This window comes from Rhodococcoides sp. S146-33, assembly GCF_059489205.1.
In genome coordinates, this window is the sequence record NZ_JCAJWY010000004.1 from 72,685 (window position 1) to 92,205 (window position 19,521).

The 19,521-nt window shown below is 63.7% G+C and carries 20 protein-coding genes and 2 tRNA genes; 10 read left to right on the forward strand and 12 right to left on the reverse strand.

Going from position 1 to position 19,521, the window contains the following annotated elements; genetic code table 11:
• Positions 1 to 25: 25 nt before the first annotated feature.
• The 5 genes from AC5WEY_RS18170 (at position 26) to AC5WEY_RS18190 (ending at position 5,705) form a co-directional block, all read left to right on the forward strand.
• Entirely contained in the window at positions 26 to 1,420 is a 1,395-nt protein-coding gene (locus AC5WEY_RS18170; RefSeq protein ID WP_495646970.1) for a PucR family transcriptional regulator, read from the forward strand.
• 128 nt (positions 1,421 to 1,548) lie between these two features.
• Positions 1,549 to 2,457, forward strand: coding sequence for an ACP S-malonyltransferase (locus tag AC5WEY_RS18175; RefSeq protein WP_057476036.1), 909 nt, complete (start codon positions 1,549 to 1,551; stop codon positions 2,455 to 2,457).
• 81 nt (positions 2,458 to 2,538) lie between these two features.
• Positions 2,539 to 2,883: a meromycolate extension acyl carrier protein AcpM gene (gene acpM, locus AC5WEY_RS18180; RefSeq protein WP_052058428.1), complete on the forward strand. Its 345-nt coding sequence runs from the start codon at positions 2,539 to 2,541 to the stop codon at positions 2,881 to 2,883.
• Between the two features lie 8 nt (positions 2,884 to 2,891).
• Positions 2,892 to 4,142: a KasA/KasB family beta-ketoacyl-ACP synthase gene (locus AC5WEY_RS18185; RefSeq protein WP_032403883.1), complete on the forward strand. Its 1,251-nt coding sequence runs from the start codon at positions 2,892 to 2,894 to the stop codon at positions 4,140 to 4,142.
• Positions 4,143 to 4,271: 129 nt separating this feature from the next.
• Positions 4,272 to 5,705, forward strand: coding sequence for an acyl-CoA carboxylase subunit beta (locus AC5WEY_RS18190; RefSeq protein ID WP_495646971.1), 1,434 nt, complete (start codon positions 4,272 to 4,274; stop codon positions 5,703 to 5,705).
• Between the two features lie 219 nt (positions 5,706 to 5,924).
• Here the strand turns inward: AC5WEY_RS18190 and AC5WEY_RS18195 are convergent, their stop codons facing one another.
• The 3 genes from AC5WEY_RS18195 to AC5WEY_RS18205 form a co-directional block, all read right to left on the reverse strand.
• Positions 5,925 to 6,371, reverse strand: a complete 447-nt coding sequence (locus tag AC5WEY_RS18195; protein WP_495646972.1) for a cold-shock protein — start codon at positions 6,369 to 6,371, stop codon at positions 5,925 to 5,927.
• 90 nt (positions 6,372 to 6,461) lie between these two features.
• The gene (locus AC5WEY_RS18200; protein WP_495646973.1) at positions 6,462 to 6,974 is read right to left on the reverse strand and encodes a DUF3145 domain-containing protein; all 513 of its coding nucleotides are present in this window, start codon (positions 6,972 to 6,974) and stop codon (positions 6,462 to 6,464) included.
• Positions 6,975 to 7,118: 144 nt separating this feature from the next.
• Positions 7,119 to 7,922, reverse strand: coding sequence for a serine hydrolase domain-containing protein (locus AC5WEY_RS18205; protein ID WP_495646974.1), 804 nt, complete (start codon positions 7,920 to 7,922; stop codon positions 7,119 to 7,121).
• A 67-nt stretch (positions 7,923 to 7,989) separates the two neighbouring features.
• Between AC5WEY_RS18205 and AC5WEY_RS18210 the strand changes: the two genes are divergently transcribed.
• The 3 genes from AC5WEY_RS18210 (at position 7,990) to AC5WEY_RS18220 (ending at position 11,055) form a co-directional block, all read left to right on the forward strand.
• Positions 7,990 to 10,143: a molybdopterin-dependent oxidoreductase gene (locus AC5WEY_RS18210; protein WP_495646975.1), complete on the forward strand. Its 2,154-nt coding sequence runs from the start codon at positions 7,990 to 7,992 to the stop codon at positions 10,141 to 10,143.
• Between the two features lie 69 nt (positions 10,144 to 10,212).
• A tRNA-Ile gene (locus AC5WEY_RS18215) sits at positions 10,213 to 10,289 on the forward strand.
• A gap of 145 nt (positions 10,290 to 10,434) precedes the next feature.
• Positions 10,435 to 11,055, forward strand: a complete 621-nt coding sequence (locus tag AC5WEY_RS18220; RefSeq protein WP_495646976.1) for a YdeI/OmpD-associated family protein — start codon at positions 10,435 to 10,437, stop codon at positions 11,053 to 11,055.
• A gap of 16 nt (positions 11,056 to 11,071) precedes the next feature.
• On the opposite strand, the gene AC5WEY_RS18225 is transcribed toward AC5WEY_RS18220, so the two are convergent.
• The 4 genes from AC5WEY_RS18225 to AC5WEY_RS18240 form a co-directional block, all read right to left on the reverse strand.
• The gene (locus AC5WEY_RS18225) at positions 11,072 to 11,656 is read right to left on the reverse strand and encodes a hypothetical protein (RefSeq protein ID WP_495646977.1); all 585 of its coding nucleotides are present in this window, start codon (positions 11,654 to 11,656) and stop codon (positions 11,072 to 11,074) included.
• Entirely contained in the window at positions 11,653 to 12,003 is a 351-nt protein-coding gene (locus AC5WEY_RS18230) for a hypothetical protein (protein WP_495646978.1), read from the reverse strand. The genes AC5WEY_RS18225 and AC5WEY_RS18230 overlap by 4 nt, the downstream gene beginning before the upstream one ends.
• Complete coding sequence (locus AC5WEY_RS18235) at positions 12,000 to 13,784, reverse strand: TIGR03767 family metallophosphoesterase (protein ID WP_495646979.1); 1,785 nt, start codon at positions 13,782 to 13,784, stop codon at positions 12,000 to 12,002. The genes AC5WEY_RS18230 and AC5WEY_RS18235 overlap by 4 nt, the downstream gene beginning before the upstream one ends.
• A 104-nt stretch (positions 13,785 to 13,888) precedes the next feature.
• On the reverse strand, positions 13,889 to 14,356 hold the full coding sequence (locus tag AC5WEY_RS18240) for a universal stress protein (RefSeq protein WP_057476028.1): 468 nt from the start codon (positions 14,354 to 14,356) through the stop codon (positions 13,889 to 13,891).
• Positions 14,357 to 14,484: 128 nt separating this feature from the next.
• Between AC5WEY_RS18240 and AC5WEY_RS18245 the strand changes: the two genes are divergently transcribed.
• Complete coding sequence (locus AC5WEY_RS18245) at positions 14,485 to 15,207, forward strand: GAF and ANTAR domain-containing protein (RefSeq protein ID WP_057476027.1); 723 nt, start codon at positions 14,485 to 14,487, stop codon at positions 15,205 to 15,207.
• Positions 15,208 to 15,217: 10 nt separating this feature from the next.
• Here the strand turns inward: AC5WEY_RS18245 and AC5WEY_RS18250 are convergent, their stop codons facing one another.
• The 3 genes from AC5WEY_RS18250 to AC5WEY_RS18260 all read right to left on the reverse strand — a co-directional run bounded on the left by AC5WEY_RS18250 (position 15,218) and on the right by AC5WEY_RS18260 (position 17,462).
• Positions 15,218 to 16,684, reverse strand: coding sequence for an MFS transporter (locus AC5WEY_RS18250; protein WP_057476026.1), 1,467 nt, complete (start codon positions 16,682 to 16,684; stop codon positions 15,218 to 15,220).
• A 55-nt stretch (positions 16,685 to 16,739) separates the two neighbouring features.
• Positions 16,740 to 16,919, reverse strand: a complete 180-nt coding sequence (locus tag AC5WEY_RS18255) for a hypothetical protein (RefSeq protein WP_156399397.1) — start codon at positions 16,917 to 16,919, stop codon at positions 16,740 to 16,742.
• A gap of 75 nt (positions 16,920 to 16,994) precedes the next feature.
• Positions 16,995 to 17,462 carry an NUDIX hydrolase gene (locus AC5WEY_RS18260; protein ID WP_495646980.1) on the reverse strand — a complete coding sequence of 156 codons (468 nt, stop codon included), beginning with the start codon at positions 17,460 to 17,462 and terminating at the stop codon, positions 16,995 to 16,997.
• 105 nt (positions 17,463 to 17,567) lie between these two features.
• Here AC5WEY_RS18260 and AC5WEY_RS18265 point away from each other — a divergent pair, with 105 nt between their 5' ends.
• Positions 17,568 to 18,212 carry a ScbR family autoregulator-binding transcription factor gene (locus tag AC5WEY_RS18265; RefSeq protein ID WP_495646981.1) on the forward strand — a complete coding sequence of 215 codons (645 nt, stop codon included), beginning with the start codon at positions 17,568 to 17,570 and terminating at the stop codon, positions 18,210 to 18,212.
• Here AC5WEY_RS18265 and AC5WEY_RS18270 read toward each other — a convergent pair.
• The gene (locus AC5WEY_RS18270; protein ID WP_495646982.1) at positions 18,187 to 19,101 is read right to left on the reverse strand and encodes an AfsA-related hotdog domain-containing protein; all 915 of its coding nucleotides are present in this window, start codon (positions 19,099 to 19,101) and stop codon (positions 18,187 to 18,189) included. The genes AC5WEY_RS18265 and AC5WEY_RS18270 overlap by 26 nt on opposite strands.
• 225 nt (positions 19,102 to 19,326) lie before the next feature.
• Positions 19,327 to 19,399, reverse strand: a tRNA-Asn gene (locus AC5WEY_RS18275).
• Between the last annotated feature and the right edge of the window lie 122 nt (positions 19,400 to 19,521).

Consider the following 19,521-nt stretch of genomic DNA (forward strand, 5'->3'; position numbering starts at 1 on the left):
CGGGGGTCGGGCGTAGGTTCTCCTTATGTCCGATGCGAAACCCGACCCACCGGGCAGCGCGTCCGCACGCGATGTGTCCCGACGCGACGCCTATCGCGAAGCGTTGCGCGAATCGTTGACCCGCGATTCCCTGACGTCGGACAACGAGGTGCACCTTCCGGTCGCCTCACTTGCACCCTCCCGCCAGAAGCGCGACCCTCTGCCCGACGCCCTTCTACGACGGGTCAAGCAGTTCTCCGGCCGACTCTCGACCGAGGCCGTGACGACGATGCAGGGCCAGCTACCGTTCTTCGGCGATCTGGATGCCGCTCAACGTGCGAGTGTCCAGCTCCTGATTCAGACAGCCGTCGACAACTTTCTCGAATGGCTGAAGAATCCCCACAGCGATATTCGCTTCTCACTCGATGCCTTTCAGGTCATCCCCCAAGACCTCGCCCGACGCCTCACCCTGCGCCAGACCGTCGACATGGTCCGCGTGGCGATGGAGTTCTTCGAGCAGTGGCTGCCGGCTCTCGCGCGCAACGATCAGCAATTGGTCGCGCTGACCGAAGCAGTGCTGCGATACGGACGCGAGCTCGGCTTCGCTGCCGCATCGGTCTACGCCAGTGCCGCCGAGTCCCGTGGAGCCTGGGACACCCGCCTCGAAGCCCTCGTGGTCGATGCCGTCGTGCGCGGAGACACCGGCTCGGACATGCTTTCTCGCGCCGCCACGTTGAACTGGGACGCCACCGCTCCCGCGACTGTGCTGGTCGGCACTCCCCCGGACGATCGGGGCGTATCCGTCGTAGGAACCGTGCACGCGGTGGCGCAGAAGCACGGACGCGCAGCACTGGCCGTGGTGCAGGGCACGCGGTTGGTCATGGTGGTCAGTGGCCAGATCGGCGATTCGTCCGCCCACCACGCATTGATCGACGACATGCTGCAGAACTTCTCCGACGGGCCCGTCGTCATCGGTCCCACCACCCGCACTCTGGGAGCAGCGCATTCGAGCGCCGTGGAGGCGTTCGCGGGGATGCAGGCCGTGGCGGGCTGGCGAGGCGCACCGCGTCCGGTGCATGCGGGCGAATTACTACCCGAGCGTGCGCTGCTGAACGACAGTGCAGCGATATCGGCGTTGAACGATCATGTGGTCGTTCCGTTGGCTGCGGCGGGTTCCGGACTGGCCGACACGCTCGACGCCTATCTGGATTGCGGCGGTGCCGTAGAAACCTGCGCACGGCAGCTGTTTGTTCATCCAAATACCGTCCGTTATCGCCTCAAGCGCATAGCCGAGGTAACCGGGCGCGATCCCACCAACCCGCGCGATGCGTACGTCCTCCGAGTTGCAGCAACGGTAGGAAGGTTGGCTCGAACGCATCACGAACCGCCCCATCCTGCCCCATTTGTCACACAGGTCACATTCGGCGAAGTCGTCACGTAACGCTCGGGTACCGTCCGGCGATAGCGGATCTCCACGAGGCAATTTGTAGGGTTCCCACAAATTGCTTGTCGAGAGTTCATCGGGCGCGACATCACTGATAGACGGGCCGACAGTGTTCCCTTAACTCTGTGATTGCGTTGCTTGCGCCCGGTCAGGGCTCCCAGACTCCCGGCATGCTGCTGCCATGGCTCGAACTGCCCGGCGCAGCCGACCGGCTCGCGCTGTGGTCCAAGGCTTCCGGCCTGGATCTCGTTCGCCTCGGCACCACGGCCACCGCCGAGGAGATCACCGACACCGCAGTGACACAGCCCCTGGTCGTGGCATCTGCCTTGCTCGCCTTCGAGGAGATTGCGTCGCGCGGCCTTTTTCCCGAGGATGCCGTCATCGCCGGGCACTCCGTCGGCGAGCTCGCTGCCGCGGCTATAGCCGGCGTCATCTCCTCCGATGATGCGGTGTCGCTCGCTGCCGTCCGCGGAGCTGCGATGGCCAAGGCCTGCGCACTCGAGCCGACCGGCATGTCCGCCGTACTCGGCGGCGACGAAGCTGCCGTGCTGGCCCGACTCGAGGAGCTGGACCTTGCTCCGGCCAACGTCAATGCTGCAGGTCAGATCGTCGCAGCGGGCCTGCTCACCAAGCTCGCCGAACTGGCCGAGAGTGCGCCCGAGAAGGCGCGCGTTCGAGCCCTGCCGGTCGCCGGCGCATTCCACACCAAGTACATGGCGTCGGCGGGCGACACCGTTGCTGCAGCAGCAGCCGCCATCACGCCGTCGGACCCCACGCGGACGCTGCTGTCCAACTCGGACGGCCAGCCGGTCACCTCGGGTGCCGACGCACTGAACAAACTTGCTGCTCAGGTCACTCGCCCCGTGCGATGGGATCTGTGCAACGCCTACCTGCGCACGGCGCAGGTCACCGGACTTGTGGAACTGCCCCCGGCAGGCGCACTGGTCGGCATCGCCAAGCGTGAACTGCGCGGCGTCGCCAACCTCGGCCTGAAAACACCGGCGGACATTTCCGCATTGGCCGAGCTCGGATAGCTCGGCACACCGCAGTCACAGCACTGCGGATCCACTTCCACTCCCCGAGTGGCAGAAATGCACAACCGCGTCTCGAAGCACATGACTTCGGCGTTCGACACAGAAGAGAAGGGACCCACAACAGTGGCCAGCCAGGAAGACCTCATCGCCGGACTTGCAGAGATCATCGAAGAGGTCACGGGCATCGAACCGTCCGAGGTGACCATCGAGAAGTCCTTCGTCGACGATCTCGACATCGACTCGCTCTCCATGGTCGAGATCGCAGTGCAGACCGAAGACAAGTACGGCGTGAAGATCCCCGACGAGGACCTCGCAGGTCTGCGCACCGTCGGTGACGCCGTCAACTACATCCAGAAGCTCGAAGCGGAGAACCCCGAAGCCGCAGAAGCTATCAAGGCCAAGCTCGACGACTCCGCGAGCGAGTGACACGGCCCATGACCAACCCATCCACCGCCAACGGACGCTTCCCCAGTGTCGTCGTCACCAGCCTCGCTGCGACCACGTCACTTGCGGGTGACGTCGATGCCACGTGGAAGGGTCTGCTGAACGGCGACAGCGGAATTGCAACTCTCGAAGACGATTTCGTCGCCGAGTACGACCTGCCCGTGCGGATCGGCGGACACCTCGCGGTGAACCCGCAGAGCCTGCTCTCGCGGGTCGAGATTCGTCGCCTGAGCTACGTGGAGCAGCTGGCCACCGTGCTCGGTCGCGAGGTATGGAAGAACGCCGGCACCCCCGACGTCGATCCTCTTCGCCTCGGCGTGTCGATCGGTACCGGCCTCGGTGGCGGCGATTCGCTGATCGACGCCAACGACAAGATGAAGGCCGGCGGCTACCGCAAGGTGTCCCCGCTCGCGGTTCAGATGGTCATGCCGAACGGCCCCGCAGCGGTCGTCGGACTCGAGCTCAAAGCGCAGGCCGGCGTCATTACTCCCGTCTCCGCCTGCTCCTCGGGATCGGAAGCCATCGCTCACGCATGGCGAATGATCGTGATGGGCGACGCGGACATGGTCGTCACCGGTGGCGTCGAGGGTTACATCGACGCGGTTCCGATCGCCAGCTTCTCCATGATGCGGGCGATGAGCACCAACAACGACAACCCGAAGGGTGCCTCACGTCCGTTCGACAAGGATCGTGACGGCTTCGTCTTCGGTGAAGCGGGTGCGCTCATGGTCATCGAGACCGAGGAGCACGCCAAGGCTCGCGGCGCAACGATCCACGCCCGCCTGCTCGGTGCCGGAATCACCTCGGACGGGTTTCACCTCGTGGCTCCCGACCCGGAGGGCAAGGGTGCAGCGCGTGCGATGCAGCGCGCCATCGAGACCGCAGGCCTGCAGAAGTCCGACATCACCCACGTGAACGCACACGCAACGGCAACTCCCATCGGAGACACCGCCGAAGCGCTGGCGATCAACAAGGCCGTCGGAAATCACGCAGCGGTGTACGCACCGAAATCCGCTCTCGGCCACTCGATCGGTGCCGTCGGTGCCCTCGAGTCGGTTCTGACGGTGCTGGCAGTGCGTGAGGGAATCATCCCTCCCACACTGAATTTGGAGAATCAGGATCCCGAGATCGATCTCGACGTCGTCAAGGGCGAGCCCCGCGTCGGACAGATCGATTACGCGATCAACAACTCGTTCGGATTCGGTGGGCACAACGTAGCGCTCGCCTTCGGAAAGGCGTGATGCACTGAGTCGATCTTTCGACTCAGCGAATCTCGCTCTCGCAGTGCATGATCCGAACCGGGGTCCGTTCCTCGCGAACGGCCCCGGTTCGGGCCTCGCCCCCACGGGGGCCCTGAAGAAGGACAAGCGATGACTATTCTGGCTCCCGTCACTCGATTCGGTACTTCTACCGATCCCCGCGATCCACTCGCCCGCCTCGAGAATCTGTTCGACACCGGAACCACTGTCCCCCTGCACGATAGGGACAAATCCGGCATTCTCGCGGCCTCCGGTGAGATCGACGGAGTCCACACCATCGCGTATTGCTCCGACGCCACCGTCATGGGCGGTGCCATGGGCGTCGACGGCTGCAAGCACATCGTCGCCGCCATCGATACCGCCATCGAACAACGCGCCCCGCTCGTCGGCGTATGGCACTCCGGTGGCGCTCGCCTCGCCGAGGGCGTCGAAGCTCTCCACGCCGTAGGTCTCGTCTTCGAGGCCATGGTTCGAGCGTCCGGCCTCGTCCCCCAGATTTCCGTCGTCCTCGGCTTCGCAGCCGGCGGCGCCGCTTACGGTCCTGCGTTGACCGACGTCGTCATCATGGCTCCCGAGGGACGCGTGTTCGTCACCGGTCCCGACGTCGTCCGCAGCGTCACCGGCGAGCAGGTCGACATGGCCTCGCTCGGTGGCCCCGACACCCATCACAAGAAGTCCGGTGTCTGCCACATCGTCGCCGACAGCGAGATGGACGCGTTCACCCGCGCCCGCCGCCTGGTGTCGATGTTCTGCGAGCAGGGCGAATTCGACATCGCCGCCGCCGAGCACGGAGACACCGACCTCCGGGCGTTGATGCCCGAATCCAACCGTCGCGCATACGATGTGCACCCGATCGTTCACGAGCTGCTCGACAACGTCGAAGGCGAATCGACGTTCGAGGAGTTTCAGGGCGGCTGGGCCCGCAGCATCGTCATCGGCCTCGGACGCATCAGCGGCCGCACCGTCGGCGTCATCGCCAATAATCCCATTCGTCTCGGCGGTTGCCTCAACTCCGAAAGTGCCGAGAAGGCAGCACGTTTCGTGCGGTTGTGCGATGCGTTCGGCATTCCGCTAATCGTGGTCGTCGACGTTCCCGGATACCTCCCCGGTGTCAGCATGGAATGGGAAGGCGTCGTCCGCCGCGGCGCAAAGCTGTTGCACGCCTTCGCCGAAGCGACCGTTCCTCGCGTCACCCTGGTCACGCGCAAGATCTACGGCGGTGCGTACATCGCCATGAACGCTCGCGCACTCGGTGCCACTGCTGTGTACGCCTGGCCCGGCTCCGAGGTCGCCGTGATGGGCGCGAAGGCAGCCGTCGGCATCCTGCACAAGAAGGCCCTCGCCGCCGCGCCCGAGGAAGAGCGCGAGGCCCTGCACGATCGCCTCACCGTCGAGCACGAGAGCATCGCCGGTGGCGTCGAGCGTGCCGTGGCCATCGGTGTCGTCGACGAGGTCATCGAGCCGAGCAAGACTCGCAGCACGGTCACCAAAGCACTCGCTGCTGCCCCTGCGGCGCGGGGCAACCACAAGAACATTCCGCTCTGATCGGCTAGGGGTTCGCCGCCAGCCCCGCCCTCTCGCCTGCACGCCCGCCCCGCAAGCCCGGCCCGCAAGCCCGCCCCCTTGGGATCAATGTGGCTTTCAGTCGCTCAGACTGCAACAAAGTCGCATTCATTCAGCGGCCGGGCGGGTTCAGCGCCGGGCGGGGTCAGGAGCCCGGGTCCGGGATTGGTTCGAGAGGGCTGCAGGCGATTGAAGCGTCGGTCAGCTCTCGATCCATTTGTGGTCGTGAGCCAGTCTCAAAATCGCTGATCGAATGTCGAGAATCTGCGTCGCTGACAAGGTGCCGTTGGCGGTCAGGAGAGCCTCGGTCAGTTCCGCGGTGAAAGCCCCTTCGGACAGCACGTCGCAGATGACGTCTTCGAGTTGCTCGTGTTCGGTGATCGGGACATTGCGGAACGGCACGTCCGGCTTGTGCCGGGTAACCAAGGCGGTCGATGCCGGACCGTCGATGATCTGCACCTGAGTGGCCTTGAGACCCCGGTCGCCTTCGACGGCGACGTACTCGACTCGAACCCCCGGTGCCAAGAGCCTCTTGTCGAAGTCCAGATCGTTGACGTGAATGAACACGTCCTCGCCGCCCTCGTCCGGCGCTACGAATCCGTACCCCTTGAACTCGTCGAATCGAATCACTTTTCCAGTCGACAGCATCGAACTCACCACTCCACGGTCGTTCCCACATGCCTAACTAGGCACGCCCGCGAAACTACCGCGACACTCAGGCCCCAGCAACCCCTACGGTCAGCCGACGTCGCGGCTCAACCACGTCACTTCCGCTCCCGCACCACCGGTGCGGAACGGTTCGAGGGCAGCGTCCCAGTCCGAGCCGAGAGCATGTTCCACGGCTGCGGTGAAATTCCCCTGGTTGTTTTCCATCAAGGCGCGCAGTCGCATCTCACCGAGCACCACGTCACCGTTCGCGCTCGTCGTTCCGCGCCACAGGCCCAATCCGGGTACGTGTGAGAACCGTTCGCCGTCGACGCCGTCACTGGCGTCCTCGGTCACCTCGAACCGCAGCATCTGCCACGAGCGCAGGATGCCGGCGAGCCTGGCTCCGGTACCGACCGGGCCCACCCAGTCGGTGGTGGCGCGAAGCTGACCGTCGGAGGCAGGCTGCGCAGACCACTTCAAATTCGCACGGCAATCGAGGGCGTCGGTCAACGCCCATTCGACGTGCGGGCACAGAGCAGCGGGCGACGAGTGGATGTACACAACACCCGACGTCGCTTCTGCGAATTGATTCGATCCACGCATTGCACTACCTCCAGCTTCGACGAGGGACGTCTTCCCCAACGACCTCGACATGCTTCGGCTGGCTGCAGTGAATCAATGCGTATGTGTACTAGTGTGCCCCGAGTTGCCCCTGTTGCGCCAGTGCAATCTGTGAACAGACGAGTTTCACCCCGCCAGGACTGCGTCGGACAGCTCCGGCCACAGCGGCTTGGCCCAGTCTCCGAACGCTCGATCGGTCAACACCACGCAGGCAGTCCGTACCGCGGGATCCACCCACAGGAACGTTCCGGCTTGCCCGAAGTGACCGAACGTGGACGGCGAGTTATTGCCCCCGGTCCAGTGCGGAGTCTTATCGCCACGCAGCTCGAACCCAAGCCCCCAGTCGCAAGGCTTGTGCGATCCGTACCCGGGCACGATCCCGTTGAGGCCGGGAAACTGCACCTCTGTCGCCGACGCGAGTGTCTGCGACGCCAGGAGCGTCGGCTCCAGCAGCTCTGTAGCGAACCTCGTCAGGTCCGCGAGCGTCGATCGGCCACCGTGACCGGCCGATCCCGGCAGCGACGTGTTCGTCATCTGCAGGGGCACGCACACCGCCTCGTCGAGGTAGTCGGGGAAGGCGATGCCTGCCTCGGTCTCGATCAGTTCGGCCAGCACCTCGAACCCGGCGCTCGAGTAGATTCGCTTTGTGCCTGCTGGTGCCTGCACAGTCCGGTCGCCGAACGCCAAGCCCGACGCGTGTGCCAGTAGATGACGCACCGTCGAACCCTCGGGCCCTGCGGGTTGATCGAGCTCCACCGCACCTTCCTCGACGGCGACGAGTACTGCGTACGCACTGAGCAGTTTGGTGACCGAGGCCAGCTCGTAGACGCGCTCTGAGTCGCCGACCTGTTCGCGAACTCCGGAGTCGGTGACGACTGCTGCACTGACATGGTCGACGGGCCACGAGGCCGTGAGATCGAGGGTGGTCACGATTCACGAGCCTAATTGTCCGCCGATGACAGTGCCTCGGTCCCCCGCCGGGCTACGCTCGCAGCACATGAGTGGGAGGAATGCGATGTCGGTTGTGTATGGATCGTGCAATCTGTGCGAGGCGATCTGTGGTCTCGAGTTCACCGTGGAGAACGATGCGGTGACGTCCATCCGCGGTGACGAGAAAGATCCTCTCTCGCGTGGTCACATCTGCCCCAAGGCGCTGTCGCTGATCGATCTGCACGCCGACACCGATCGGCTCACCACACCGGTCAAGCGGGTGGGTGACAAGTGGGAGAAGATCGGGTGGAACGAGGCATACGACCTCGTCGTCGACGGTCTCGTCTCGACACGCAAGAAGTACGGCCGCAACTCGGTCGGCATCTACCAGGGCAACCCCAACGTGCACTCGATGGGCGCGATGACGCACGGAATTCCGTTCACCTCGCTGCTGCGGACGCGCAATCGCTACTCCGCCACCTCGCTGGATCAGCTGCCGCATCAACTCGTGGACCATCTGCTGTACGGCCATCAGCTGCTGCTGCCGATTCCGGACATCGATCGAACCGACTTCTTTCTCGTCCTGGGCGGCAACCCGATGGCGTCGAACGGCAGCATGATGACGGTGCCTGATTTCGCCAAAAGAGCTCGCGCACTGCGCAAGCGGGGCGGACGCATGGTGGTGGTCGATCCGCGCAAGACCGAAACCGCCGATATAGCCGACACACACTTCTTCGTTCGTCCAGGCACCGACGCGTTGTTGTTGCTCGCGATGATCCACACCATCGTTGCCGACGGCACGACGACGGTGGCCGACTACATCGACGGGGCCGACCGACTGGCCGATCTGGTGGCCGAGTTCACTCCAGAAGCGGTGGCTCCCGTCGTCGGCATATCGGCGGACGAGATCTCCACCCTCGCTCGTGATTTCGCTGCGGCCAAATCTGCCGCGGCGTACGGCCGGATGGGGGTATCGACCCAGCAGTTCGGCACCGTGTGTCAATGGGCCATCCAGGTGCTCAACATCATCACCGGCAATCTCGATCGTCCCGGCGGGGCCATGGTGACCGATCCTGCGATCGACTTGATCGAGCAGGGCATCGTCGGCCGCGGCCATTTCGACAAGTGGCGCAGTCGAGTTCGCGACCTGCCCGAGTTCGCAGGCGAATACCCCTGCTCGACGCTTGTCGACGAGATCACCACCGAGGGCAAGGACCAGATCCGCGCGATGGCGGTGCTGTCCGGCAACCCGGTGTTGTCGATGCCCGGCGGCACCACCCTGAACGACGCATTCGCGGGCCTGGATTTCATGGTGTCGTTCGACTTCTACATCAACGAGACTTCGCGTCACGCACACGTGATTCTGCCGCCGACGATGTCGCTCGAACGCGATCACTACGACCTGATCTTCAATTCCTTCGCGGTACACAACACCGCGAAATACTCGCCCGCGGTTCTGCCGAAGCAGGCCGATGCCAAGCATGATTGGGAGATCTTCCGAGACCTGTCGATCCGCTACAAGAACCGCATGGCGGGTTCGACTGTCGATCGGCTGAAGGCACGAGTGAGCCCGAAGAGCATCATCGGCGAGGCTCGCCTGCGCCTGTCCCCCGCTCGCACTCTGGATATCCTGCTGCGTAGCCGTCGAAAAGGTTTGTCGCTGCGTAAGCTTCGGGCCAATCCACACGGGATCGATCTCGGACCACTGCGTCCCGGCTTCCCGCAGAAGCTGAAGACGCGAGACAAGCGTGTCCAGTTGATTCAGGATGTGGTGGTCACCGAACTTCCCGCGTTGGTGGATCTGATGCATTCCAGTGCAGTTGGGAATGGTGACGAGTTGTTGATGATCGGTCGGCGGCACCTACGCAGCAACAACTCGTGGATGCACAACACCGCCCGGCTCACCAAAGGCAAAGCGCGACATCAGCTTCTGGCACATCCGGACGATCTCGCACATCGCGGTATCGAGGACGGGTCGATGGTGTCGGTCACCTCCGCTGCCGGAACCGTCGATATCGAGGTGGCGGCGTCGGAGAAGATGATGCCGGGCGTGGTGAGCATGCCGCACGGCTTCGGCCATCAGCGCCCCGGCGTACAACTGTCTGTTGCCACCACAGTGCAAGGACCGAGTGTCAACGACATCACCGACCCGGGCCGCGTCGACGCCGTCTCGGCTAATGCGATCCTCAATGGGGTCCCGGTCCAGGTCCGGGCCAAGTAGCGCACCCGATGCACCACCGAGGGTGCCGGATTCTGTACGATTCTGCAGGCTCGTACCTGGCACGAGCATGGGGCGGTAGCTCAGTCGGTTAGAGCCGTGGACTCATAATCCATTGGTCGCGGGTTCGAGCCCCGCCCGCCCCACCACGGTGTCGACAGCCGAGCCAGAATCCGTGTCGATCGATGAATACCTCGGCCTCATTGCGGACATAGGATGTCCTCGATCGTTGGCACACTGATCGCATGCTAAATCGCAGTGTGCAACACCACGACGAGTAGATGGAACGTTCACGTGACTGCTGAGAAATCTCCGTCGTCGGCATCCGACCACCCGGCTACATGGAAATTCGACTATCCGATCGTTCACGTCGAGACCCGCGCGCAGTGGCGTACCTGGCTGGAGCGCAATCACGCATCCAGCCGAGGCGTGTGGCTGTGTTCGTGGCGCAACACCACCGACCGACCGCGCTGCCCGTACCCCGACGCCGTCGAGGAAGCCATCTGTTTCGGTTGGATCGATTCCACCGGCAGCAATCTCGACGAGGAGCGCAGCCTGCAGCTGTTCACGCCGCGCAGGACCAAGAGCCCGTGGACCCGTCTGAACCGGAAACGCGCAGCCGATATGGAAGTCAGCGGGCTGATGACCGAAGCCGGCCGCCGTGCCATCGCGGCCGCGAAATCCAACGGCTGGTGGACGATTGCCGATCAGGTCGAGGACCTCCTGGAACCATCCGAGTTGACGACGGCGCTGGACAATGACCCGAACGCTCGAACCAACTGGGACGGCTTTCCGCCGAGCGCCCGCAAGCAGATGCTGTGGTGGATTGTCAGCGCCGTGCGAGACGACACTCGCGCAACTCGGACAACTCAGGTTGTCGCCGAAGCCGCGGCCGGTCGCCGAGCCCGCGGCTGAGTGCCGTCGACGGAGATCAGACCGGCGCTGCCCGTCGGTAGAGCCGAGACCAATACGTCAGCAGCACAGCAGCAGTGGCTCCGAACCACACCCACGTGAGGAACGCCGCCACCAGGCCGGTGACGAAGAAACCCAGCACCAGCGCCGCGACCCAGCCGAGGATGTAGGCCACAATGGTGACCGCAACCGCGACTGCGCACCGCCCTGGCGACCGCCCGACCGTAGCCGACGCTGCGCGGAACGGATGTCGGTGACCGTCGACCGCGGCCGGAAGTATCAGCAACGCAACCAGAATCACGACAGCCGGCAGCAATGGGAACAGAATCGCGAGCGCAGCGGCCACCCCGGTCAGCACCACGCACCACACCAGGACTCCCGGCCGTCGCCAAGCCCGACTGAGCGCACCGGACGCGTTGCCGTCCACCACATCGAGTGCCGTCGACGCGGTGATCCACAGTGCAAGTACCACCGCGGCAACAGAAGCCAGAACCAATCCCGCGAAACCGAGAGACGACATCGGAACCGGATCCCCCAGCACAGTCAGCGCCTGAATCAGCGCCGACACGACCACCACGACAGCCAGAACCGCACTCCCCCTCACGGCGCACCGACCGTCGAATTGCGATCGAGCACGTCCTGCACGGAACCCGAGTAGAGAACTTTCTTACCGACCTTGATCTCGACGGTGCTCGCGTCGTCCGACGTAGCCGAACCGGAAATCGCCTCGTTGTCGGTTGTCTCCCCAACACATTCGATGTCGGCACCGGTACCCGAGCACACCGGCGCGACCAAGATGTCGATTCCCTTCTCGAACAGGACGTCGTTGACTGCGTAGCGCAGGTTTCCGAGTTCGGCTCCGCCGACCGGCGCAAGCGCTGCGGTCTGTGAGCATCCCGCGCACGCCACCACCGCAGCTGCGAGGAGGATCTTCCTGTGAACACTGTTCATCGGGCCCGCCTCGTCTCGTAGGCGATCAAACGCGCGTGCTCGGCGAGGTGTTGCTGCTCGAGAGCGGCGTCGGTGATGGTGCTCAGGTCGAACGGGGCCGGCAGGAGCAGTTCGGTGTTGCGATCCAGTCGCGAACCTCGTCGCATCAGAGGATTTTCGGCCCAGTCGTTGGCCGCCAGTTCACGGCTGCGCGACGCGAGATCGAGGTAGCTGCCACTGTTTCCGGGCGTGATCGGCGACGCGTGATCGAGCACCGTGGTGAACAACGAGAGAGTCCCGTCCCGATTGTCGACGATCTCGACCACCTGCTGCTGTTGCGGGAAGTCGATGCACGACGCGGTGGTGATCTCCCAGAATCCGCGTCCTTCTCTCGAGTGCGCCAGTATTTGGTTCTGGTGGGTGTGACCGTTGAGCCAGCCGATCACCACCGGATATTTCAACAGCAGATCGACGAATTCGTCTGCACCGTAGAGCTTCACCGAGCGACCTGGCCGCTGCGCCCGGTTCTCCAGCGTCAGACTGTTGTGGTGCGTGTAGATGAGCACGAGCTTGTTTTCGGCCTGCGCCCGCTCCAATTGCTCTGTCAACCAGTCGAATTGCTGCTCCGGAACCGCACCGTCGGGTCCGGCGACGGCATTGCAGGTGTCGAGTCCGAACGTGCGAATGTTCGGGGCGGGGTCTGCCGTCCACCAGGTCTCGCCGGAATCGAGATTGTGTTGCGTGAAGCCGTGCCCGATCGGACCCGGCGTCGGAGTGGTTTCGAAGTGTTCTTCCATGAACTCGCGTTGCTCGAACAGGTATCGCGACGGATCGGCCGACACCGCGCGAAAGCCTGGTCGCGCACCGGATCCGACGCCGAGCGCGTCGATCGTTCGCTGCAACGGACTGGCCGTCGAGGCATAGCCGGCGAGTGCCGACGTGGCCGTCGCCCCCAGCGTGTACGCCTTACGACCACCGACGGCGAGGGCGTGCAGTTGCGAGGACAGATCGAACGTGCCGAGCAACAGGGTGTCGTGATTCCCGTAGACCGAGTACCACGGTACGGGTAGCCCCACCGACTCGACGGTTCCCGACATCGCCTGGGTGAGCAGGTCGGGCAGCGTCGGGAATCCGTAGTCGCCGAACGACCCTCCCGACGGATCGCCCGGACGATAGGCCCACTGTGCCTCCGGCCACGCCTGAACACCCTCGAAGACGTCCGGCGCGCCGCTCGTGGGCCTCACCGGGACTCCGTCGAGAACATCGATATACCAGCGCAATTCGAGATGCGAATGCATGTCGGCGCTGTCTCCGGTGACCACCGCGGCTCCCATCGGTGCGCCGGTGACCGGGCTGATCCGAGCGTCGGCGAAAGCCTTCACCATCGCGGCGGTGACGTGCACGGTCAGCGGATCCTGCGGGTGGAAGGCCGAACCCCACGCAGCGTGATCGGACACGATCATGGGCTCGATCCGGCCGGGCGATTGGGCGTCGATCACATGCATGTCGGACAGGTGCCCGAGGTAGAGCAACGACCGCCTCGACTGCACCCTAGACGACAGGGGTGCGCGGCCCAGAATGTCCGATCGAGAAACGTACGGCTCGCCCGGACCGGCACCGAGGACGCGATACTGCCCAGGCCCGGTCGCGGACCGCAGAATCGTCTGCGCCAGGGTTCCGGCCGTCTCCGCAGGTTGGGCACGAGCGACCAGAGCCTGACCGAGCACCTGAGGCGCGATTCCCCACACTGCCGCGAGTGTCCCGACGCGAGCCACGAATTGTCTACGCGAAAGCCCGGTCATGGAACTCCTCGGATCCGAAATCGGCACCACGTGCGCCTCGTATCCGACGAGGTGACTGCCTATTTTTACCGTGCGGACCGGGGATCGGCTCGATTTCGCCTCGTTCAGGGCACCACGGTGACCGGCCACCGTCCCGCTTTGACCAAGCGAACTGCCACCGAGCCGGCGATTCGATGTCCTGCATTCTCGGACGCCCCCACCACGACGGCATCGGTGCGCAGTTGCTCTGCGACGGCGATCAGCCCGTTGTACGGATCACCCTGTGCGGTACGGAACTCCCACCGAACATGCTCTCGATCACCGAACTGGGCAGCCGAGGTTCTGATGTAGTCGAGCAACTCGTCGGCAATCTGCTGACCGGTCTCGACCAGTGATATGCCGGCCTGGCCCCACGATGCCGTCGCAATGGGTTGCACGTAGACCAGCACGAGCAGCGATCGCTGCCTGCGGGCCAGTCCTGCGGCGTAGGCAGCGGCACGCCAGGACGAGTCGGACCCGTCGACTCCCACCACGATCGATTTCGGTCCGTCGTGGCCGTACTCGAACCCGGTGGACTCCTGCGCATCGCTCACGACCCGAGGCTACTGCCGGTACCCACCCGTTCGAACACCCCATGCCGTGGCGGTACGGTTGACGCACATCGAGTGCCGGTTGCTCGAACGATCACACAAGGACGATCACACAAGGACGGGAGTTGCAGGTGAACGACGTCTCGCAGCACGACGGCCCGTCGACCGATCCGGCCACTGTGTTCGCCGCTCTGGCCGACATTGTGTACCGAGGCAGCAGCGCCGAGGAAATCTACACCGCGATCTGCAACGCCGCCGTACTGATCGTTCCGCATTGCGATCACGCCAGCCTGATGCTGATGCGCCACGGCAAGCCCGTCACAGTGGCCGCCTCCGACGACATCGCGCGCGTGATCGACGATATCGAGCGCGCTACGGGCGAAGGACCGTGCCTGGACGCGATCACCAGCGAGGCAGCCCAGCTCGAGTCCGATTTCCGCACTCCCACCCAGTGGCCTGCGATGGCGCGCGGTGTGTTGAACCGCACGCCGGTGCGAGGTGCCATGGGATTCCGGCTCAAGGTGGACGATCAGAAGGTCGGCGCGCTCAACCTGTTCACCGACCAGCCGGGTGTGTTCGACCTCGAGAGTGCGAGCAAGGCGATCATTCTGACGGCGTTCACATCGGTCGCGGTTGCCGCGGTCAGCAGCGGGCAAGAAGCGTCGACGCTTCGTGACGGGCTCGAAAGCAACAGGGAGATCGGCAAGGCCATCGGTCTGATCATGGCTCTCCACGACGTGTCCGGAGACGAGGCATTCGCATTGCTGCGGAAGTCGTCCCAGGACTTGAACGTCAAGATTGCCGATCTGGCAGCATCTGTCATCGACCGGCACAGCAAGGGTCTGAACACCTGAGCACGTGTGCTCAGCCCGCGCTCTGAACCTTTTTGGGAAGCGCGAAGACCAGCGCCAGCGCCACCACACTGAACGCCGCACTGACCGCCATTGCCATCGCCGCTCCGTGCAGAAATCCGGATCCCACCGTGTCGGGCCCGGTGATGGTCAGGCTTCCGAACAGAACACTGCCGATCACGGCGATGCCGATCGCGGAGCCGACGCGCTGCATCGTAGAAATGACGCCGCTTGCCGCGCCCGCGTCATCACGATCCACGGTCGCCACGATGAACTGCGCGTTCGGCGCAATGAAGGCACCGTTACCCAGCCCTGCGATGAACAGCGGAACCAACAGCGTCCAGTGCGAGATGGTGTCGGCCGAGCTGGTGGCCAAGATGATCCACAGCCAAATCAACCCGATCGAGACGAGCGAGGCTCCGAGTATCAGAACTGTGCGCCCCAGACGGACGGTCAGCTTGTTGCTCTGTGACGAGGCAATGATGCTGCCGATCGCGAACGGAATCGATACCAGGCCCGAGGACAGAGCCGTATTGCCGAGTCCGGTCTGCCACAGCAGCGAGATGGTGAAGAAGATGCTGGTGAAAGCTGCGAAGTAGACGAGCGCGAGGATCACACCTCCGGTGAATGCGGGGCGGGTGAACAACCGCGGTGGCACCAGCGGACTGCGTCCACGGCCGGTGTGGATCACCTCCCACCATCCGAACGAGGCGATCAGCACCAGCCCTGCAGCGATCGTCAGGTAGGTCCACAGTGGCCAGCCCAGTTCCTGGCCCTCGATCAAGGGAACCAGCAGGGCTATCAGTCCCGCGGAGATGAGAACCAGTCCGAGCCAGTCGATTCCGGGGCGGGTCGTGGGAGCCGAATCTTCCTTTTTCGGGAGCAGTACGGCGGCAGCCACCAGGCCTACGATTCCGATGGGCAGATTGACCCAGAAGACCAACCGCCACCCGTTCTCGTCGCCGAACGCCTGAATGATCAGGCCTCCGACGATGGGTCCCAGCGCAGTCGAGACTCCGATGACGGCACCCATGATGGCAAAAGCCTTGCCACGCACAGGCCCGGGAAACAGCAGCTGGATGAAAGCGGTGACCGCGGGTACGAACATGCCACCCGCCAGGCCCTGTACGACCCTCGCGACGACCAACTGCAGATCGTCCTGAGCGAGCCCGCACGCGAAGCTCGCGACGGTGAACAATGCGAGGCCGGTGAAGAACACCCATTTGTGACCGACGCGGTCGCCTACCTTGCCCGCAGGAATGAGAGCCAGGCCGAATGCCAGCGCGTATCCCGAGATGATCCACGACAGAACCGATTCCGACGCGTCCAACGTGGTGCTGATGGTAGGCAGAGCCACGTTCACGATGGTGGTGTCGAGCAGGGCCATGAACATACCCAGCAACAGAACCAACAGCGCTTGCCAGGAACGTTTGGGTACTTCGATTGCCGGTGGAGTGTCGGAGACACTTCGGTCGGTCACTGTGCTGCCCTTCGTTGTTGTAGCTGAGCAGTATCGGCCAACCGACCGATGGCCGCTAGCCGATCATGGCAGTTGCCGCGAACACCCACGACAATGCTGCGGCCAGAAGAACGAATGCGGACGCGACCACGCGTCCGGCCCACTGCGTCTCCAGGAGTGAGGTGTCCACGACGGACGTTTCCACCGGAGACGATTCCACCACGGTCTGTGCGCTGGACGCATCCGTCGGCATCATGATCCACTTCCCCACCCTGCATCTGCGAACCTCGTCATTTCCGGCCGCTGAATACCCCAGGCCCGCCTGCCGAAACTATCGCGCTGCAACAACCGCCTGAACGGCATCGAGAAACGGGTGCTGCGACGCCAGCAGCTTCGCTCTCGCCTGCTCTAGCCCGAACCATTCGATGCGGTCCACCTCGGGGAACGATGTCCTCACACCGGATTTCGGCGGCCACTCGATCTCGAATGTGTTGCTCACCGCATTCGAGACGTCGAGGTCGGCTTCGACGCCGAAGGCCGTGACAATTTTTCCTCCGCGTTGTTTGACTGTGCCGAGGTCCACAGGCTCTCCGGCGGGCACATCCATCCCGACTTCCTCCCGAAACTCTCTGCGGGCCGTCGACCACAGGTCTTCACCTTCGGCCAGTAGCCCTTTGACGATCGACCACGCTCCGTCGTCCTTACGCGCCCAGAACGGACCACCGGGGTGTGCGATCAGAACATCCGGACCGTCGGCACCGACGCGAAACAACAGGATTCCTGCACTCTTATCGACCATGGCAACAGGGTGCCACCGAATGGTTCGACACCGTCACAGACCATCGCAATCGCCGGTTACTTCACCCGCCGTGCCGTGAACCCGCGTAACAGCTATTGTCTACCGATGCAAGAGCGCGCAGCGTCCACCAGGCAGGCCGTACTCGAAGGAGCGGCCGCCAGCTTCGAGAAGTTCGGTTATGGCACAGCCAGTTTGAGCACCATCATCGCTCACGCCAAGGTGAGCAAAGGCGCGATGTACTTCCATTTCTCGTCCAAGGAAGAGTTGGCGCAGGCCGTGATCGACGCGCAACTGACGATGGCGGCAACTGCCACTGCCGTCATTGTCGACCACACCCCCAAGGCGCTCGATGCGTTGATTCTCGTGACCAAGGAGCTGGGACGTCAGCTACAGACCGAATCGATCTCGCGCGGGGGCATGCGGTTGACACTCGAATCTGCCATCGCCGACGGTCCCCACGCGGGGGCGTTCGAAGAATGGATCGACAAGATCGGCGATCTGATCGAGCGTGCCCAAACCGAGGGCGACATCGTCGACGGCGTCGACCCGAGCGCGGTGGGTCGGTACATCGTGGCGTCGTTCACCGGAGTGCACACGGTCTCGGAAATGATGACCGGGCGTGCCGATCTGCAGCAACGACTGACCGAGATGTGGCAGATAGTGCTCCCCGCCGTCGTCCCGCGTCGACGCCTACCGCGACTCGTCGCGCTCGCGGAGGACTCCGTTATCGACTGGAGCGCTCGGCAGTAGCCAGCCACGGTTCGGACGTCGCCGAGACGGACACCGCAGACAACACCGCACCGTCGTGCTCGAACTGGATGCGGTGCACGCCGTCCGTCGAGTCGGTATCGACGATCACGGAGCACGGGTTCGCCCACTCGGCGAAGCCCATGAAGCGCACCTCGCACGAAGTGAAGTCCAGCGTCGGCGTTCCGGTCGCCAGACGCAAGGCCTGACGAGCGGCCTCGAGCATGGTGACGCCGGGAAGATATTCGACGGAATGATCGAACATCGCCAGGTTACGAGGATCGGGTGCAACGACGATCGTCCCGTCCGAGGTGTGCCGTGCCAACACGACATCGGAGGGATCGAGCCGTCCTACGGCCGAGGCCTCCACCACTTCGGTCCCGGCCGGCAGATGCCGGAAGTGAGGGTCTGCCATCGACGGGGTGCGAAACTGCGAGTACACCTCGGGGCCGAGTGACCGTACCGACGCTGTTCCGAACGCGACGAGGCGGTCGCCGTTCAACAGCTTGGCCGACAATTTCATATTGTCCAACGACGCGTCGTCGAACGTCACGTCTGTCGTGATGGATTCGGCGACGAGCGAATCGTCGATCTCGTCGACCGAGAGAGGGTCGAGAATCTCGAATCGAGAGTGCTCGATGAACACGACGTGATCGAGCGGAACGCCGTGATTGACGTGGCAGAAGAGGCTGATCGCTTGGCGCAAAGCCTCGGCCACCAGCAGTGAGTCGTGGGTTCGACGAACCGGAGCGAACATCCGATGGGAAGCCGGGAGCTGAACAGCCGCCCGATGGGTTCCGTCCACCGTTTCGTAATCGGTCAACAGCACGTCGGCGGGCGACCGCCGATGCACGAGGTGACGTGGAACGGTTGCTGCGTAACTCAAACTCATGAAGCCCCTTAAAACCGACCGATCCGGTTTTTTATAGCACTGTTGAGCCTCCCGGACCGCTCGTTCAGTATGTCGCGGACCACCGACAAAACAGGCATCCGTTGGACGTATTCATTCAATCGATATACAGCAAGGAGAGTCACGATCTGATAACCGATCGCGACTCACGGTGCCGCCGACTGGAACGACAAAAATCCCCGCCCGGAGCACCGGACGGGGATTGCGCTCCCCCACCTGGACTCGAACCAGGAACCCTTCGATTAACAGTCGAATGCTCTGCCAATTGAGCTATGGGGGATTACCTCGCGGCGTCACACTCTCGTGCGAGCCGTTGGAAACAATAGCGCACACACCCTGGTGAGTACCAAATCGCCCTGCTCGAGGTTCGTCGGAGCCGCCCTGCTTTCCCGGAGTGCAGTC

Bases quoted from the DNA above. Each gene is read 5' to 3' on its own strand.
- AC5WEY_RS18210 (WP_495646975.1), top strand. From the start codon at position 7,990: ATGAGTGGGAGGAATGCGATGTCGGTTGTGTATGGATCGTGCAATCTG.
- acpM (WP_052058428.1), top strand. From the start codon at position 2,539: ATGACTTCGGCGTTCGACACAGAAGAGAAGGGACCCACAACAGTGGCC.
- AC5WEY_RS18195 (WP_495646972.1), bottom strand. From the start codon at position 6,371: ATGCTGTCGACTGGAAAAGTGATTCGATTCGACGAGTTCAAGGGGTAC.
- AC5WEY_RS18200 (WP_495646973.1), bottom strand. From the start codon at position 6,974: ATGCGTGGATCGAATCAATTCGCAGAAGCGACGTCGGGTGTTGTGTAC.
- AC5WEY_RS18270 (WP_495646982.1), bottom strand. From the start codon at position 19,101: ATGAGTTTGAGTTACGCAGCAACCGTTCCACGTCACCTCGTGCATCGG.
- AC5WEY_RS18235 (WP_495646979.1), bottom strand. From the start codon at position 13,784: ATGACCGGGCTTTCGCGTAGACAATTCGTGGCTCGCGTCGGGACACTC.
- AC5WEY_RS18260 (WP_495646980.1), bottom strand. From the start codon at position 17,462: ATGGTCGATAAGAGTGCAGGAATCCTGTTGTTTCGCGTCGGTGCCGAC.
- AC5WEY_RS18185 (WP_032403883.1), top strand. From the start codon at position 2,892: ATGACCAACCCATCCACCGCCAACGGACGCTTCCCCAGTGTCGTCGTC.
- AC5WEY_RS18255 (WP_156399397.1), bottom strand. From the start codon at position 16,919: ATGATGCCGACGGATGCGTCCAGCGCACAGACCGTGGTGGAATCGTCT.
- AC5WEY_RS18190 (WP_495646971.1), top strand. From the start codon at position 4,272: ATGACTATTCTGGCTCCCGTCACTCGATTCGGTACTTCTACCGATCCC.
- AC5WEY_RS18170 (WP_495646970.1), top strand. From the start codon at position 26: ATGTCCGATGCGAAACCCGACCCACCGGGCAGCGCGTCCGCACGCGAT.
- AC5WEY_RS18265 (WP_495646981.1), top strand. From the start codon at position 17,568: ATGCAAGAGCGCGCAGCGTCCACCAGGCAGGCCGTACTCGAAGGAGCG.
- AC5WEY_RS18230 (WP_495646978.1), bottom strand. From the start codon at position 12,003: ATGAACAGTGTTCACAGGAAGATCCTCCTCGCAGCTGCGGTGGTGGCG.